Source organism: Pseudenhygromyxa sp. WMMC2535 (genome assembly GCF_011083025.2).
On record NZ_JABJWV010000001.1, the window covers coordinates 2,805,358 to 2,820,647 of the forward strand.

Consider the following 15,290-nt stretch of genomic DNA (forward strand, 5'->3'; position numbering starts at 1 on the left):
CTCTCAGCGCATCCACAGCGGGTCATCGAGGCGGTGCAGGACCGTGCGCTCACCCACGGGCAGCGCGGCGAGCCAGTCTGCGCAGCTTCGCCCGTCTACGCACAGCTGAGGCGCGAGCTCGAGCAGGGGGCGGAGCACGAAGTCGCGGTGCACGACCCCGGGGTGGGGGAGGTGCAGGGGCCCGGGGAGGGTGCGCTCTTCGCCGGCTTGGTCGAAGGCGCAGAGCATGTCGAGGTCCAAGGTGCGGTCGCCCCAGCGCTCGCGGCGGACGCGGCCCGCGGCGACCTCGATGGACAAGAGGGCGTCGAGCAGGGCCGGGGGGTCGCGGAAGCTCAGGAGCTCGAGGGCGGCGTTGAGAAAGGGGCCGCTGCCCGGGCCGAGGGGGCTGGTCTCCCAGGGGCTGGAGCAGGCGCGCAGCTCGACGCCCTCGAGGGCAGCGATGGCGCGTACGGCCTGGCGCAAGGTCGCCAGGCGATCGCCGAGGTTGCTGCCCAGGCCGATATAGATCCGCAGCGCGGTCACGGTGAGTTCTTCCTCTTCGAGTCGCCCTGGCTGGGCAGCTCGAGGCCCGGCTGGTCGAGGGTGCGGGTGTCGGCGCTGCCGCTGTGCGCCTGGACGCCGTCGGTCCAGGGCACGCGCAGGCGCAAGATCAGGGGTTTGGGCGCCCACGCGTCTGGGCCTGGGTCCGAGCTGGGGTCTGGCTCGGCCTCGCCGATCTCGAGGACGGCCGCGCGCAGTGCTTTGTCAGGAGCGGGGGCAGAGTCCGGGGCCGCGGCCGGGTTTGGCTCGAGGGAAAGCTCGAAGCGGGCCCGGCCGTGCGCGTCGCTGCGGCCGGCGATGACCCGCGTGGCCTCGCCCTCGTCGCGCCCGGGCAGGCTCAGGCGCAGGCGACGGTTGGCGACCGGGAGCGGGCCGCCGGGGCAGGGGTGGCTGGGGCCGAGGTCGACCGCGAAGGCGTCGGCGTAGCGGACCTCGTCGGTGGAGCGCATGACGTTGACCACGCCGGCGGCGAGGAGGATCGCGCCGACGCCCGCGAACACGCCGCCCGTGACCCAGGCGGGGCTGCGGTCGTAGGCGAGGCGGCCCTGGCTGTCGATCAGCCGGACGGAGAAGACCTCGGGCTTGGCGAAGGCCAGGGCCGCGACGCCGCTGGCCAGGCCGCCGAGGGCGAAGTCCCAGGCGATGAAGCCCCGGGTGGTCCGGTGGACGTCCTCGACGCGGGTCACGGGGCGGTGGCGCGTGGTCGCGCAGCGCGGGTGTTCGCGCAGCTCGATGAGGACGCGGGGGCCGAGCTGGACGTAGTCGGCCGAGAAGTCGCGCTCGATGAGCTGCTCGCCGGGCGGTGGTGTGGGGATCGTGTCGCCCTTGGCCGCGGGTGGGCGCGGGTGCAGGTCGACGGTCGAGCGGCTGTCGACGGGCGCGCAGGCGCACAGCGAGATCACGAGCAGCGCACGAAGTCGACGGATCTCGGTCATGAGATGTCTTCGCGCGTCGCCTGCGTGACGGGCTCCTAGGAGCCCGTGGTGAAACCCAGCGCGGCTCCTGGCGCCGGGATTTTCGTCGAGGGCGCGGAGCCAAAACGCCGCTGTACCGGGCGTACTGTCAGTTTTGGCGACAAAGCCCTCGGCGAAAAGACCAAGCGAGGTGTCGTGTCGGGTTTCACCACGGGCTCCTAGAGCTCGACGGGCTCGCCGAGCTTGTCGCCGACGACCTTGGCGACGGTCGCCATCAGCTCGTCGCCAGTCTTGGCGGCGATCCAGCGCCCGTCGTCGACGAGGTCGAAGTGCCAGGCGGTGGTCCCCGCGGCCATCCAGACCTGCTCGGCCGCGGAGTGGGCGTTGATCACGAACTTGTCGCCGCTCTCGAAGGCCAAGGTCAGCACGTCGCCAGCCAAGATCACGTCGAGGCGCTCGTGCTCGAGGTCGCCGAGGACCTCGTCGATGTGGCGAAGAGCTGCGCTCGACGCGGAGATGAAGGTCTTGCGGTCCATGGTGCTCCGGTTGTCTCAGGGATCAGCTGGATCAGGGGGCTCAGGGGGCTCAGCGGGGGCGGTGGGATCAGCGGGCGCAGGCGAGATCTCCACGCCCATGGCGGAGGCCTGCTCGGGGCTGATCACCTGCATCGCCTCGCCGTTGGGTAGCATGATCACCTCGGGCGGCTGCTCGAGGCGCTGCTGGACGCCGGCGCGGAAGGCCTCGTCCGAGGCCTCGCGCTCCTCCGTGAAGCGGGCCGCGGCGCGCCAGCCAAAGAAGGCCAGCAGCGGGATGTAGATCGCCAGGCGGATGAGGATGCCCAGGCGCTTGCGCCTGCGCTTGCGCTCGCCTTTGTCGCCGCCCGCGTTGCCTGAAGGATCGCGCGTCACGGGCCGACTTTGCAGCATGGCCGCGGCGGCTGGCAAGGCCGGGCCCGAGCGCCGAGCCGGCGGTGGCTGCACGGCCTCGGCTGCGCTCGCGCTTCACGGAGGAGCGCAGGTCGAGCGCAGGCTCAGGTCGAGGAGGAGAAGCGGTGCCGGCGCTTGACGGTCGCGATCACGCTCCCGCTGGCGTGGAGCTGCTCGGGGTAGTCGCCCTCGGCGGTGCGCGTGAGGGCGGCCCACACGTCGCAGGTGCTCTGGCTGGGCAGGGTGTTGAGCAGGGCGTCGGCGGGCACGACGTAGCTGCCGGTGTCGTCGACCTCGTACTCGAGGCCGAGGCCGACGATGCAGCTCGAGCCGATCTCGTCTTCGACGGCGAGCTCGAGGGTGTGTCCCTCCCAGATCGGGGACCACGAGAATTCCAGAGGCTCGCTGCGCGGGTGCTCGGAGCCCTCGGCGGGGGCGAGGATCTCGAGCTCGGGGGGCATCTCGACGGTGGCCACGGCCGGGTCGTAGCCGCTGCGCTCGAGCTCGATGCTGTAGCTGTCGGCGCGCTCGTCGAACTCGACGGTGTAGTAGCGCTGGCCCAGGGCGCGCTCGAGTTCGGTGGTCTCGCCGTTGACGCTCAGCGCGTCGGCCTCGCACAGCGAGAGCTGGGTCGCCGTGCCCTCGGCCCCGTCGTTGCCGACCTCGAGCACGATCTGGACCTCGACGCGCTCGCCGTCGTCGGTGATCGTTGCGCGCATCGCGATGGCGCTGGAGTCGAGGTCGCAGGCGCTGATCTCGTCGCTACAGCCCAGGCCGGTGGCGAGGGCCGAAGCTGTGGCGAGAGCCAGGGCGGCGGGGAGGGCCGAAGCTGTGGCGGGGAGGGCCGAAGCCGTGGCGGGGAGGGCCGAAGCCGTGGCGGGGAGGACCGAAGCTGCTGCGAGGACGCGGCGCATCGCGGTCGAGCATAGCGCGGCCGCGCAGGCGCGAGGGCTCACCGCCCTCACTGGTCGTCTTCGGCGAGCACGGGCAGCGACGCGAGCGGCTCGAGGGCGCGGGTGTAGCCCTCGACCCACTCGTAGTTCTCGCAGTCGTGGCGGCTGTAGAAGTCGATGAGGTCCTCCCAGGCGAGCTCGCCGCTCTGAATGCGGGCGGCGTACTCGCGCACGGGCAGCTCGGTGCACTGCACGAGCTCGCGGCCCGGGTCGTGGGCACGGGTCGCGTTCTCTCCCAGGGCGACGGCGGCGGCGGGGAGCTTGTCGACCCAGATCGCCCCGGCGGGGGTCAGCTCGAGCACGCGCAGCTCGGAGATCTCGATGCTGTGGCTGTCCTTGCACACGGAGATCTCCGCGCGCTCGCCCGGCTCGAGGACCATGGCGTCGTAGCGGGTCATGGCCCGCAGCCGGCAGTCGCCGTCGCCGGCCTTGTCGAGGAGCAGGCGGTAGGCCACGGGCACCTCGCCGGTGTTCACCACGTCGACCACGGTGTGGGCGAGCTTGCTGCGGATCCCCCGGGCCTCGGATACGAGCTGCTGCACGGACACGCTGATCTCGAGGGGCGCCTCGCGCAGGGACTCGCCGGGGGCGAGGGTGCGCGGGGCGTCGGCGGTGATCGGGTGGAAGAAGACGTTGGGCTCGCGCAGGGCCGCGAGGGTGGTCAGCGGGACGCCCTCCTCGGCCTCGTAGTGCTCGTGGGCGACCTCGACGCGGGTCTTGTAGAACGCCTCGCTGCGCTCGTAGATCGGCTCGCGGGCCAGGGCCTGGCGCTGGGCGACCTTGGGGTCGACGCGCTTGGCCATGATCACCTCGGCGCGGGCCTCGGTGGTTGCGGTCAGGCGGCTGGAGGTCCAGCCTCCGAGCCCCAGTGCGCAGGCCAGCGCGGCGCCTGCGATCGCGCGGGAGGCGGTGGTGTCCATGGCGATCGATGGTAGCAGGGTCGGGCCCGCCCGCCGACGAGGTTACACTTCGCCGATGCCCGAGGGCCGGCTTCGCAACCGAGAGCTGCTGCGCGCGCTGGTCGTGTTCGCGCTCGCGTTTTTGGGGCTGTGTGCCCTCGCGGGCCCGCGCGTGCTCGAGCCCAGCCGCGACAACCATTACAGCCACATGGCTCAGGGCTGGCTCGAGGGGCGCCTGCACCACGACGGGAAGCCGCCCGGATGGTGCGGGCCCGAGCAGCGCCGGGCCAAGCGGTGCCGCCACCACGGCTTCGACGACTGGGCGCGGGTGTGGACGCTGACGCTGCGCGACGGCACGAGCGTGCGCGCCTACCCCTGCAAGACCGAGGCGTGCGCGCAGCTCGAGCGCGGCATCGAGGGCTGGCTGGTGCTCGGCCGCGAGCGAAGCCTGCGCGAGATCCCTCGCCGGGACATCCTCCACCGCGAAGAGACCTGGTTCATCAGCTTCCCGCCAGGGCCTGCGCTGGCCATGCTCCCCGCGGTCGCGCTGCGTGGCACCCAGGCTCGCGACGTGCTGATCACCTGTCTGCTCGCGGCGCTGATCCCCGTGGTCTTGCTGCGCCTCTTCGACCGCGAGCGCGGCCTGGGTGGTGGGGCGCGGCTGCGCGGTAGCGAGCATCTGTGGGCTGTCGCCGCCTGGACCTTCGCGAGCCCCGCGGCCTTCGTCGGCGCGCACGGGCGGGTGTGGTTCACCGCGCAGATCGCCGCGGCGCTGTGCCTGTCGCTCTACATTTCCATGGCCTGGCGCTGCCGTCGGCCGGCGCTCGCCGGCTTGGCCCTGGCGATGGCCGTGGCCTGCCGCCCGCACCTTGCCCTCGCCCTGCCCTTGTTCGTGGTCGAGTGGTGGCGCGAGACCGAAGGCCGCGCGCGGGTGCTCGCGGCCCTGCGCTTCGCCGCGCCGATCTTGGTGATCGGCGGGCTGCTCATGGCCTTCAACTGGGCGCGCTTCGAAGACCCCTTCGAGTTCGGCCACCGCTTCTTGGAGATCCGCTGGCAGCGACGCATGCAGGAGCAGGGCATGTTCTCGACTGCCTACCTGGGCAGGAACCTGCGCTGCGCCTTCTCGCTGCTGCCGGTGTGGAGCCACGGGCCGGGGCCGTGGCCGGGGGCGATGCTCGGGCTCTCGCCGAGCTCGGCCCTGGTGCCTCGGGTGTCGATGCACGGCTCGAGCGTGCTGCTCGGCGCGCCTTGGCTGCTCTGCCTCGCGCTGCCCAGGCGACGCGCGGGCAAGGGTGACGCTGCGGCGAGCGAAGCGACGCCCGACGAGCACGAGGGCGAGCTGCTGGCGTCGCAGCGCTGGGGCCTGTGGCTGAGCGCCGCCGCGGTCGCCCTGCCCTCGCTGCTCTATCAAAACAGCGGCCAGCTCCAGTTCAGCTACCGCTTCGCCCTGGACTGGCTGCCCTTCTTGCTGGTCGCGCTGGTCTTTGGGGGGGGCGCGGGCGTGGGCGCAAAGGGCCCCGCGTGGCGGCGCTGGCTGTTCCCTGCGCTGGTCCTCGTGGCCATGGCCTGGCAGCTACACGGCGCGTGGTGGTTCGATCGCGCGCCGGGGCTGCTCTTCGTCACGGACCCGCCGCTTTGGCCCTTCGAGGCCGAGCTGCAAAAATAAAAGAAGCCACCGCGAGGGTGGCTTCTTCGAGGGTCGACCTTGGTCGAGGACTACTGGTTCTCGCGCCAGTTGTCGTGGTGCGAGGCGCCGGTGGCCTCGTAGGTCCATGTGACGTTGTGGAACACCATGGCGACGCGCTCGGAGGGCGGCTCGAGGGCGCTGGCGGGGTCGATGGTGTCGGGCGACACGCGCTCGATCGAGGCCAGGCGCCCCTCACCGATCTCGACGGTGAAGAAGTGCTCGGTGGTACCGTCGCCGGAGGGGCTGGGGCGGAAGAACTTGAACGAGGCCTCGATGACCTCGTTGTTGCACAGCGCCTTGGCGAGCAGGGGCGACGACTTGTCGATGCGCTTGCGGATCACGATCGGCTCGAAGGTGCGGCGACCAGTGGCCATGCCGGAGCCCTTCTCACGCGCAGTGCGGACGGAGTCTTCGAAGTAGAGGCACTCAATCGAGTCTCCGCGACCCAGGCTGACCTGGGTGCTCTCGCCTTGGATATCGGTGCCATTTGCCTTCAAGTAGAGGTGTACGGTCTCGGCCATTTTTTCTAGCTGCTTTCCCTATGCGGTCTGGGGTCGTCGTTTCCCGGTGCGCGGAGACGTTAGGTCTGTGTGCTATTTACTGTCAAGCGAAGAAGCTCGCTCGTGAGGATCAAAACTGGGACGTTGTGGTGACCTTCAGTCAGCCAAGCTGACACTGAGGGGGAGGTCGAAGCCGACCTCGAAGGGGATGCCCGCGAGGCGGGGGTCGACGCTCGCGACCAGGCGGATGGCGGGGCCCTGTCCGTCTTCGTCGACCACGCCCGCGTCGAGGCGGGCGCCGCTGGTCAGGCCTGGGAACAAGAACACGCTCGCGGCCTGCTTGAAGAGCTCGACGACTTGATCGCGGGTGGAGCCGGCGGGGACCTGGTCCCGGACCCAGCTGCCGAAGCGCACGAGCCGCCCGGTGAGCAGCTGCGCGGGGAGAGGAACGGCGTCCTTGGAGCCCCGAACCGTGCGCATGGCAGAGAGCATGACCATGTCGGAATTACGTGCGCTACCCAGGCCAATGACGCCGAGGTCGGCGAGCTCGGCCTGCGCGCGGATCGATAGGAACGCCGCGGTCGGGGCTGCGTTACCGGCTTCGCGCCCGACCTGAACTTCGCGCAGGCCCGGCGCCTTGAGGGCGCCATCTTTGCCGAGGATGCGCGCAAAACCGCTGGTGTGGCGATAGCTGGCGGCGAGCATGGCGGCGAGGGCGAACACCGCGGAGCCAAGCACGGTGCGCCGCGCAGCCCCAGCGCCCTCGGAGGCGACCACGACGTCGTTCGTGACCACGGCGAGCCAGCGCGAGACCTCGTCCGCGCGCAGCTCGGCCCAACCTTCGGGCATGGCCTGCTCGGGCTCCTTGGCGGCGCGCAGCGTGGGGATGACCTGCTCTGCGTCGTCGGTACCGAAGAAGCTCGGGCCGACGCCGATGACCACGGGAGCGTGAAGGTCCTCGGCGGTCGAGGCGATCACCTGCATCACGCTGGGGTCTTCGATGCGGTCGAAGCAAAAGAAGGTGTCGGGCCGGTTCATCGGCTCGTCGTCGAGGCACTCGCGCAGCGCGGCCTCGATGCCCGCGGGCGCGACGTCGACGATCTCGACGAGCATGCCGGCCTTGCGCGTGGCCTGATCCACGACGAGCTTGAGGCCGCGCCACAGCGCCTCGGGCTCGGTCACGGCGGGGTCGTTGAGCAGCGCGGACACGGCCCCGAACACGGCGGTCTCGATCAGCTCGCGGGCGCGGCGGTTGACCGGCGTGGGCTTGCCCTTGGTCGTCGCGGGCTTGCCACGGATCGCCGAGATGAACGAGGACACGGCGCGCTTGCTGTCGTTGTCGCGGCTCGCTCCGCGCTCGAGCAGCTCATCGACGAGGCCGGCGTCGCCGCTGGCGGGGGCGGCGGGCTCGGGCTCGGAGGCGGCGGAGGCGGCGGGCTCGGGCGCGGCGAAGAGCGAGCGCAGCTCCGCGGCGAGCGGACCGTCGCCGACGAGCTCGACGACCTTGGCGAGGGCGGCCTCGTCCGAGGGCCGCCGCGACGAGGGGCCGCCCATGTCGTCGGCGAGCTTGCGCAGCGAGGTCAGCACCGGCAGCGAGGCGAGCACGTGCTTGAGCGAGTAGTCGCGCAGGCGTTCGAAGCGAAGCTCGACCTCCACGGGGTGGCCCGCGCCGAGGGCCTCGGCCAGATCGACCTTGGCCTGCATGTTCGCGGCGCTGAAGGCCGCGGCGAAGCCCTCGTTATCGAGCACGAAGCGGCGCCCGCTAGGCTCGGCAGACAGAGAGCCGAGCAACAGCCAGTGAACTTGGGTGGACTCGCGAGCGTCGACGTCGGACATCATCAAATGGGGGCGCTTCGTTGGCGATGAGCTACGAGTGAGCGCGGGCAGAGCGTAGCGAAAAACCGCGCGGGGCTCCACGCGTGATTGGAGGAGTCGACGCGTGGGTAGAGGGTTTTGTGCCGCTTCGTGCCCTCTCGGGGGTCGGCAGCGAGGCCGGTGCAGCTCGTTGTCGAGTCAGTGTCATCCCAGCGGCGCGAGTTTGCCGACGCTGTCACGCGCGGGCGATTCACGCGCGCGGCCGAAGGCGCCGCGCAAGACGACGCCCAGGCCCCGGGTATTCCGCACGAGCTCAGGTCGCCAGCTTGCTCGCGGCCACGGGATCGACCCGACACAGCCGCTCGAAGGCCGGATCCGTGACGAGCGGAGGCTTGGCCTTGGCCGCGGCGGCCTGGCAGCGGATCAGACCCTGAAGACAGCGGGTGGTCAGCTCGGGCTCCCAGTCGTCGAGATCGAGGCGCTCGAGCTCGCGCGCCAGGCCGGTGAACAGGCCGAGCGCCAGCCGGGGGGCTGGCGAGGCCGCCATCTCGGCGAGGGTCATGCGGATCATCAGTCGGTTGCGACCCGCCGACGCGCGCTCGATTTGCGTCTGCAAGATCTCGGCGCCCTCGTCGAAGGCGCCGCCGCTGGCCGCCTTCTTGGCCTTGTCGATCTTGCTGAGCACCTCCTCGGGCAGCCCGCCGCCGCCTCCACCTCCGCCCGTGTCGGGGAAGACCTCGGCGTCGACCCAGGCCTTGGCGTCGGGGCTGCAAAGCGGCGTGCCGTTGTTGAACTTGAGGACCAGGAGGGTCGGCATGCGGCCGAGCAGGGTGTGCATGCCCTCGAGCACCGCGTCGAGGGCCTCGCCGTGGCCGAGAGCGCCGAGGGCGATGGCCGTCTGGTGGTGCAGGTCGACGCAAAAGCGAAAGCGCATCAGCGCGCCCTCGGTCTCCTCGATGATCTCGGCCCACTTGCCGTTGGCCTTCATCAGGCCCAGGCGGTTCATGAGATCCGGAGGCGGGGCCGGGACGCCGAGGTTGCCGTTTGGCTGGGCCGGCGGCGGCTTGATGATGTGCGTGTACAAGCCGATGCGAGCCAGGCGGTAGGCGAGGGCGTCGGCCTGGTTGGCCCCACGCAAGATGTTGGCGGTCTTGACGAAGTCGGCGCCGACCTTGGCGAGGTATTGGATGACCTGCTCGGGGTTCGAGGGCGCCTCTTGGGCCTCGGGCGCTGCGATCGAGGCCGCGGCGGCTCGAGGCTGAGGGGCCGCGGCTTGGGGCTGGGGCGCGGCCTGAGCTTGGGGCTTTGGCTCGGGTTTGGGCTCGGGCTTTGGCTCGGGTTTGGGCTCGGGCTTTGGCTCGGGCTTTGGCTCGGCGGGCAGCGACATCTCGAGGCGCGTCAGCGCGTCTCGCAGGCCGCGGGTGGGCGGGGCCTCTTTTTCAAAGCGCTGGCCGATGGTCGAGAACAGCGCCTTGGCGGCGAGCTGGAGCTGCTTGACGGGCTCGCGGTCGCTGGCCTTGGGCTCGTAGTCGCCGATGTCGCGCTCGAGCTGGTCGAAGAGCCAGGAGATCGCGTTGGCCCGCCGACGCTCGCGCTTCTTGGGCGGCTGCATGTCGGCCCAGTAGGTGTTCGAGAGCTCGTCGAGCACGGCGAAGCCGGTGACCAGACCCGAGAAGCCGTCGAGCTGATGGAGCGCCCGCGCCAGGTAGGAGGCGATCAGCAGGTCCTTGCTCTTGGTGGTGAGGAGCTTGGTCGCGTCGCGCTTGACCGCCTCCCAGTCGGGCTCGCCGCCCGTCAGCGACTCGAGCTTGCCGACCTCGTTGCGCACGGCCTCGTGCTCGGGCTCGTAGCGCGCGTCGGCGCCGGCCGGCGCGCCGCCGGGGATCGCCTCGACCCAGCGGGCGGCGAGGGCCTTGGCGTCGAAGCCTGGCTTGGACCCGCTCGCCTCGGCGGGCTTGGGCGCACCGCCAGATGCGGATGCGCTGGTTTGGGGAGGCGCGCTCGCGGGCGCCGACGCGGCGGGGGCGGGCGTCGACGAGGCAGGGGAAGGCTTGGGCTCCGGCTTGGGCTCCTCGGGGGGAGGCGGCGCCGACATCTTCGCGCGGGCGATCGCGTCACGCAGGCCGCGGGTCGCCGGGGCGTGGGTCTCGAACTTCTGGCCGAAGACCGAGAACATGTGCTTGGACACGGCCTCGAGCTCGTAGATGGCCTTGCTGTCCTTGGCCGTGGGCTGGAGCTCGCCGAGCTTGCGCTCGATCGGCTCGAACAGCCAGTTGACCGCGTTGGCCCGTCGACGCTCGCGCTTCTTGGGCGGGAAGAGCTCGTCCCAGTAGCGCTCCGAGATCTCGGCGAGCAGCGCGAAGCCGGTGACCAGCCCGTCGAGGCCCTGGAGCTCGTAAAAGCAGCGCGCCAGGTAGGCCGCCACGGTCAGGTCCTTGGTCTTCTCGCGCAGCAGTCGATCGCAAAGCCGCTTGACGGTCTCCCAGTCGGGCTCGCCACCGGTCAGCGACTCGAGCTTCTCGATCTCGCCGCGGGCCTGGGTGTGGCCTTCGTCGTAGCGCGTGTCCTCGCCGGCTGGCTTGCCGCCGGGGATCGGCTCGAGCCACTTGCTGACCCGCGCCGTCCATGGGCTGTCCGGGATCGCGGGCTCGGGCTTTGGCGGAGGCGGAGGCGGAGGCGGAGGCTTGGACTCGGACTTGGGCTCCGGCTTGGGCGCTGGCGGCGGGAGCGAAGACGCGGGCGGCTGCGGCTTGGGCTGAGGCGGGGCAGGGGGAGGCAGCGAGGAGGCCGGGGCCGCGGGCTCGGGCTGCGCGGGCTCGGGTTGCGCGGGCTTGGGCTGCGCGGGCTCGGGCTGCGCGGAGCCGGGGGGAGGCAGAGACGAGGCAGGGGCCGCCGGCGCGGGTGTTGGTGCGGCGGGTGTTGGTGCGGCGGGTGTTGGCGCGGCGGGCTCTGGCGTGGGCGCGGGGGCCTCGGGGGCGGCTTGCTCGGCGGGCGCGTCGGCCTTGGCCACGGCCTTGGCGAGCGCGGCCTGTTCTTCGGGGCTCGCCGCGGGCAGGCTCATGGCCAGGCGCTTGATCCCTTCGGTCAGCGTTCGCATGCCCGGGGCGCGGTCTTCGAAGCGCTCGCGGACCGTCCGCGCGAAGGCGGGTGCGAGCTCCTCGAGCAAGGTGATCGCCACGCGATCCTTGGCGCCGACCTGGACGTTGGCGATCGCCTCGTCGAGGCGGCTCATGTACCAGTCGATGGCGTTGGCGCGGCCGCGGATCCGCTTTTTGGGCGGGAAGCCGTCATCCCAGTAGCGCTCGACGAAGCCCTGGAGCAGCGCGACGCCGCAGGCCAGGCCGTCGAGGCCCTCGGTCTCGAACCACGCCCAGGCCACATAGGACGCCATCAAGTAGTCCTTGCTCGCGGTCCGCAGCACGTCGGCGCCGCCCTCGGCGACGCTCGCCCAGTCGGGCATGCCGGTGGTCGGCGACTCGAGCTTGGCGACCTCTCGGCGCAGCTCCTCGTGGCGGGGGTCGTAGATCGCGTTTTGTCCCCCGGGGCTGTCTCCGGGGATCGGCTCGAGCAAGGAGGCGGCGCGTTGTTCGACGAAGGTGCGGTCCATGGCGAAGCGGCGGTGGCGAGCAAAAAAATCGGACAGTGGTCATGAAAGAGGCCCCCTACACCGCGGTAGGGAGCCTCTCGTTGGGCACCAGGGGGCTGGGCCCTACTCCTTGTCGAGCTTGCCGACCAAGGACAGTTCGAAGGAGGCGCCCATGTACTTGAAGTGCGGGCGGACCTTGAGCGAGCACTTGTACCAGCCGGGCTGGCCCTCGACGTCCTCGACGGCGATCGAGGCGCTCCGCAGCGGACGGCGCGAGCGGACCTCGGGGGCGGGGCTCTCCATGTCGGCCACGTACTGGCCGATCCACACGTTGAGCTCACGCTGGAGATCGGAGCGCTCCTTCCACGAGCCGATCTGCTCGCGCTGCAGCACCTTGAGGTAGTGCGACAGGCGGGTGATGATGAACATGTAGGGCAGCTGCGTGCCCAGGCGGTAGTTGGTCTCCGCGGCCTTGCCCTCGGGGGTGTTGGGGAACACCTTGGGCTTTTGCGCCGAGTTGGCCGAGAAGAAGGCCGCGTTGTCGCTGCCCTTGCGCATGGTCAGGCCGATGAAGCCCTCCTCGGCCATCTCGAACTCGCGGCGCTCGGTCAGCTGGCACTCGAGCGGGAGCTTGGTCTGGATCTCGCCCTTTTGCTTGTACTGGTGCAGGGGGAGCTGCTCGACGGCGCCGCCCGAGGTGGGGCCGATGATGTTCGGGCACCAGCGGTACTTGGCGAAGCTGTCGGCGATGCGGGTGGTCAGCGCGATCGAGCTGTAGCCCCAGCAGTAGTTCTCGTGCTGGTCGATCACGTCCTCCTCGAAGTCGAAGGACTTGACCGGGGTCTGCTCCTTGCCATAAGGCATGCGGAGCATCATTCGCGGGGCGCACAGGCCGACGTAGCGGGAGTCCTCGCTCTCGCGGAAGGAGTGCCAGCGGGCGTACTGCGGGCCCTCGAACAGGCTCTGCAGATCCTTGAGCTTGGGCAGCTCCTCGTAGCTCTCGACGCCGAACATCTTGGGCGCGGCGTTGCCCAGGAAGGGCGCGTGGGCCATGGTCGCCACGGACGCGCACTGGCCGAGGAGCTCGATGTCCTGGGGCCCGGTGTCGAACTCGTAGAGCGAGCACATCACGCCGTAGGGCCGACCGCCGAAGGTGCCGTACTCGGCCGAGTAGACCGTGCGGTAGAGGCCCGACTTGGTGATCTCGGGGGCGTCCTCGAAGTCCTCGAGGAGCTCGTCCTTTTGGCACGAGAGCACGTTGATGCGCACGTTCTCGCGGAAGTTGACGTTGTCGACGACGTACTTGAGGCTGCGCCAGGCCGACTCGATCTTCTGGAAGTCCTTGTGGTGCAGGATCTCGTTGACCTGCTTGCTCAGGCGCGAGTCGAGCTCGGCGATCATCGAGTCGACGGCTGCCTTGTCGATCTTCTTGGCCTCGCGGCCCTTGAGCATCTCGGTGATGAAGGCCTGGACGCCCTGCTTGGTGACGTCGTAGGCCTCGTCTCCGGGGCTCAGCTTGGTCTCGGAGAGGATGGTCTCGAGCAGGGAGCCCTCGGCTGCCGCGGCTCCTCCGGCTTCGGTCTCGGTTTCGGTGCTCATGAGAATTCCGTATTGCTGGCTGGGGTATCGTTGCGAGCGGTGAGGGGAAGGCTAGGGCTCAGCCCTTACCGGCGCCGAGCTCGTTCATGAGCTTCTCGCGGGCCTCGACGTCGTCGAGCAGGCTCTGGATCTTCTTGCGGAACGCCGGGACGTTGCCCAGCGGACCCTTGAGGGCGGTCAGGGCCTGACGCAGCTCGAGCATCTGCTTGAGCTCGGGGACCTGGTTGGCGATGCCCTCGGGGGTGAAGTCCTTCATGCTCTTGAACTTCAGGCTCACGCCCATCTCGGCGCCCTCTTCCTCGGAGAGCGTGTCGGGGACGTTGAGATCGACGCCGACTTCGTAGCCTTCGAGGACCTCGTTGAAGTTGTCCTTGTCGATGCTGACGGGGCTGCGCTCCTCGACAGCCGTGTCGTCGGCTTTGCCGGTGAAGTCACCGAGCATCAGGATGCGCAGCGGGAGTTCGACGTCCTCCTGTACATCGCCGGCCGGCTTGTAGACGATGTTGACGCGTTCTTTGGGGGCGACGGATGCTTCTTTTCCCATCTCGGCGCGCAGCGTAACACTTTTGCTCGACGGATCGTGAAGACGATCGACGATCGCGAAGGGATCTCTGGGCGTGAGATCGGCCGGCCCAATGCGACCAGTGCGAGCGGCTCATGGCACGTGACCGACACGCGAGTGGACCCTTGGTCTGTGGGTGGACCAGGGTGATCGGGGGTACTCGAGACTTGTGCGCAATCCGCGCTTGTGCAATGGGGCCTGCGCATTGCCCCTTTGGGCAGCGTTGGCAGGGATCGATGACGGATCGATGGTCGGCGGCCCACGTGCCTGGCCTCGCTGGGCCCGCTTTGGGAGCGGGTGGGGAGTATGGGGGCACTGGGGAGGCTCGCCGCCGGGGGGCCCGAGGAGGACACGCCCGCCGAGCAGTCCGCCGAGCCGAGCCTCAGTCGCGCTCGCTCTCGCCGACGGGCTCCCACTCGCCGGTGCGGAGGATCGCGTTGCCGTCGACGAAGCCGATCTTGATCGGCTTGTCGTGTTGGAGCAGCGCGATCACGCCGGCGAGCGCGTCCATGGGCAGGTGCATCTCGATGACCCCGTCGCTCTGGGCGTCGGTGGGCAGCTGCACGCCGGCGTCATAGAAGTGGATGCGCCCGAGGGCAGCGCGCTCGCGGTCGTCCGCGCCGAGCAGCAGGATCTGCGCGCGCGAGCTGAACCCGGGCTGACCGCGTAGCTCGACGTGATAGCGGTTGATGACGTCCATCGCCGCGAGTCTACCCCCGACTCGGCCGGCGAGGGGTGACTCAGCGCTTGGACAGGGCAGACAGGCTGTCGGAGGTCGGGAACATCAGCAGGATCAAGACGAAGGAGGTGGCCGCGGGGATCGCCCAGATGACCGGGTCGCGCACGATGAAGAGGGTGACGAAGGCCATGATCCCCGCGCTCTCGCGGAAGGCGAGCAGCATGATGAAGGCGGTGGTCGCAGCCTGGGCAGGCGAGGTGCTCGAGGTCTTGACGGTGAGGCTCTTGACGAGGAGCGGCCCGATCACCGCCACGAACACGCCCACGCCAGCGAGCACCCAGCCGATGATCGGGTCCGGCTCACCTTCGACGGAGCCAACGCTCCAGCCGACCCCCGCGAAGATCAGCTGCGTGAACAAGAACGCGGCCCACAAGATCCGCGGGACGAGGAGCTCCTGGGGCGTGAGCGGCTTGGCCATGCGTCGCCAGCTTAGCAGGTGTCCTCGACCGCTCTAGGAGCCCGTGGTGGAACCCAGCGCGGCTCCTGGCGCCGGGATTTTCGTCGAGGGCGCGAAGCCAAAACGCCGCTGTACCGGGTGTACTGCCAGTTTTGGCGACAAAGCCCTCGGCG

Annotated in this window: 14 protein-coding genes; 1 reads left to right on the plus strand and 13 read right to left on the minus strand. The window is 70.1% G+C overall.

Translation table 11 applies throughout. The features are described 5' to 3' along the window. Positions 1-3 precede the first annotated feature (3 nt). From folK to G6O69_RS10810, 6 genes are all read right to left on the minus strand, one after another. Positions 4-522, minus strand: a complete 519-nt coding sequence (gene folK, locus G6O69_RS10785) for a 2-amino-4-hydroxy-6-hydroxymethyldihydropteridine diphosphokinase (RefSeq protein WP_346017028.1) — start codon at positions 520-522, stop codon at positions 4-6. Continuing rightward, a complete protein-coding gene (locus G6O69_RS10790; protein ID WP_172303429.1) occupies positions 519-1,475 on the minus strand; it encodes a hypothetical protein in 957 nt (318 codons plus the stop codon). The genes folK and G6O69_RS10790 overlap by 4 nt, the downstream gene beginning before the upstream one ends. A gap of 197 nt (positions 1,476-1,672) precedes the next feature. Continuing rightward, positions 1,673-1,990 (minus strand): iron donor protein CyaY, encoded by a 318-nt coding sequence (cyaY, locus tag G6O69_RS10795; protein ID WP_172303430.1) that lies wholly within the window; start codon positions 1,988-1,990, stop codon positions 1,673-1,675. A 15-nt stretch (positions 1,991-2,005) separates the two neighbouring features. Continuing rightward, positions 2,006-2,434 carry a hypothetical protein gene (locus tag G6O69_RS10800; RefSeq protein WP_176396758.1) on the minus strand — a complete coding sequence of 143 codons (429 nt, stop codon included), beginning with the start codon at positions 2,432-2,434 and terminating at the stop codon, positions 2,006-2,008. Positions 2,435-2,484: 50 nt separating this feature from the next. Further along, on the minus strand, positions 2,485-3,294 hold the full coding sequence (locus tag G6O69_RS10805; protein ID WP_172303432.1) for a hypothetical protein: 810 nt from the start codon (positions 3,292-3,294) through the stop codon (positions 2,485-2,487). Between the two features lie 47 nt (positions 3,295-3,341). Continuing rightward, a complete protein-coding gene (locus G6O69_RS10810; RefSeq protein WP_172303433.1) occupies positions 3,342-4,253 on the minus strand; it encodes a hypothetical protein in 912 nt (303 codons plus the stop codon). Positions 4,254-4,308: 55 nt separating this feature from the next. On the opposite strand from G6O69_RS10810, the gene G6O69_RS10815 reads away from it, so the two are divergent. Beyond that, positions 4,309-5,898, plus strand: coding sequence for a hypothetical protein (locus G6O69_RS10815; protein WP_172303434.1), 1,590 nt, complete (start codon positions 4,309-4,311; stop codon positions 5,896-5,898). A 50-nt stretch (positions 5,899-5,948) separates the two neighbouring features. Here the strand turns inward: G6O69_RS10815 and tssD are convergent, their stop codons facing one another. The 7 genes from tssD to G6O69_RS10850 form a co-directional block, all read right to left on the minus strand. Further along, a complete protein-coding gene (tssD, locus tag G6O69_RS10820; RefSeq protein ID WP_172303435.1) occupies positions 5,949-6,440 on the minus strand; it encodes a type VI secretion system tube protein TssD in 492 nt (163 codons plus the stop codon). Between the two features lie 135 nt (positions 6,441-6,575). Continuing rightward, positions 6,576-8,255: a type VI secretion system contractile sheath large subunit gene (locus G6O69_RS10825; RefSeq protein WP_217909804.1), complete on the minus strand. Its 1,680-nt coding sequence runs from the start codon at positions 8,253-8,255 to the stop codon at positions 6,576-6,578. A gap of 292 nt (positions 8,256-8,547) precedes the next feature. Further along, positions 8,548-11,841, minus strand: a complete 3,294-nt coding sequence (gene tssA, locus G6O69_RS10830; protein WP_172303437.1) for a type VI secretion system protein TssA — start codon at positions 11,839-11,841, stop codon at positions 8,548-8,550. Between the two features lie 102 nt (positions 11,842-11,943). After that, on the minus strand, positions 11,944-13,419 hold the full coding sequence (gene tssC / locus G6O69_RS10835) for a type VI secretion system contractile sheath large subunit (protein ID WP_172303438.1): 1,476 nt from the start codon (positions 13,417-13,419) through the stop codon (positions 11,944-11,946). A 58-nt stretch (positions 13,420-13,477) separates the two neighbouring features. Then, on the minus strand, positions 13,478-13,963 hold the full coding sequence (gene tssB, locus G6O69_RS10840; RefSeq protein WP_172303439.1) for a type VI secretion system contractile sheath small subunit: 486 nt from the start codon (positions 13,961-13,963) through the stop codon (positions 13,478-13,480). Positions 13,964-14,363: 400 nt separating this feature from the next. Then, positions 14,364-14,681 carry a hypothetical protein gene (locus tag G6O69_RS10845; protein ID WP_172303440.1) on the minus strand — a complete coding sequence of 106 codons (318 nt, stop codon included), beginning with the start codon at positions 14,679-14,681 and terminating at the stop codon, positions 14,364-14,366. Positions 14,682-14,721: 40 nt separating this feature from the next. Further along, entirely contained in the window at positions 14,722-15,138 is a 417-nt protein-coding gene (locus G6O69_RS10850; protein ID WP_172303441.1) for a hypothetical protein, read from the minus strand. Positions 15,139-15,290: the final 152 nt, after the last annotated feature.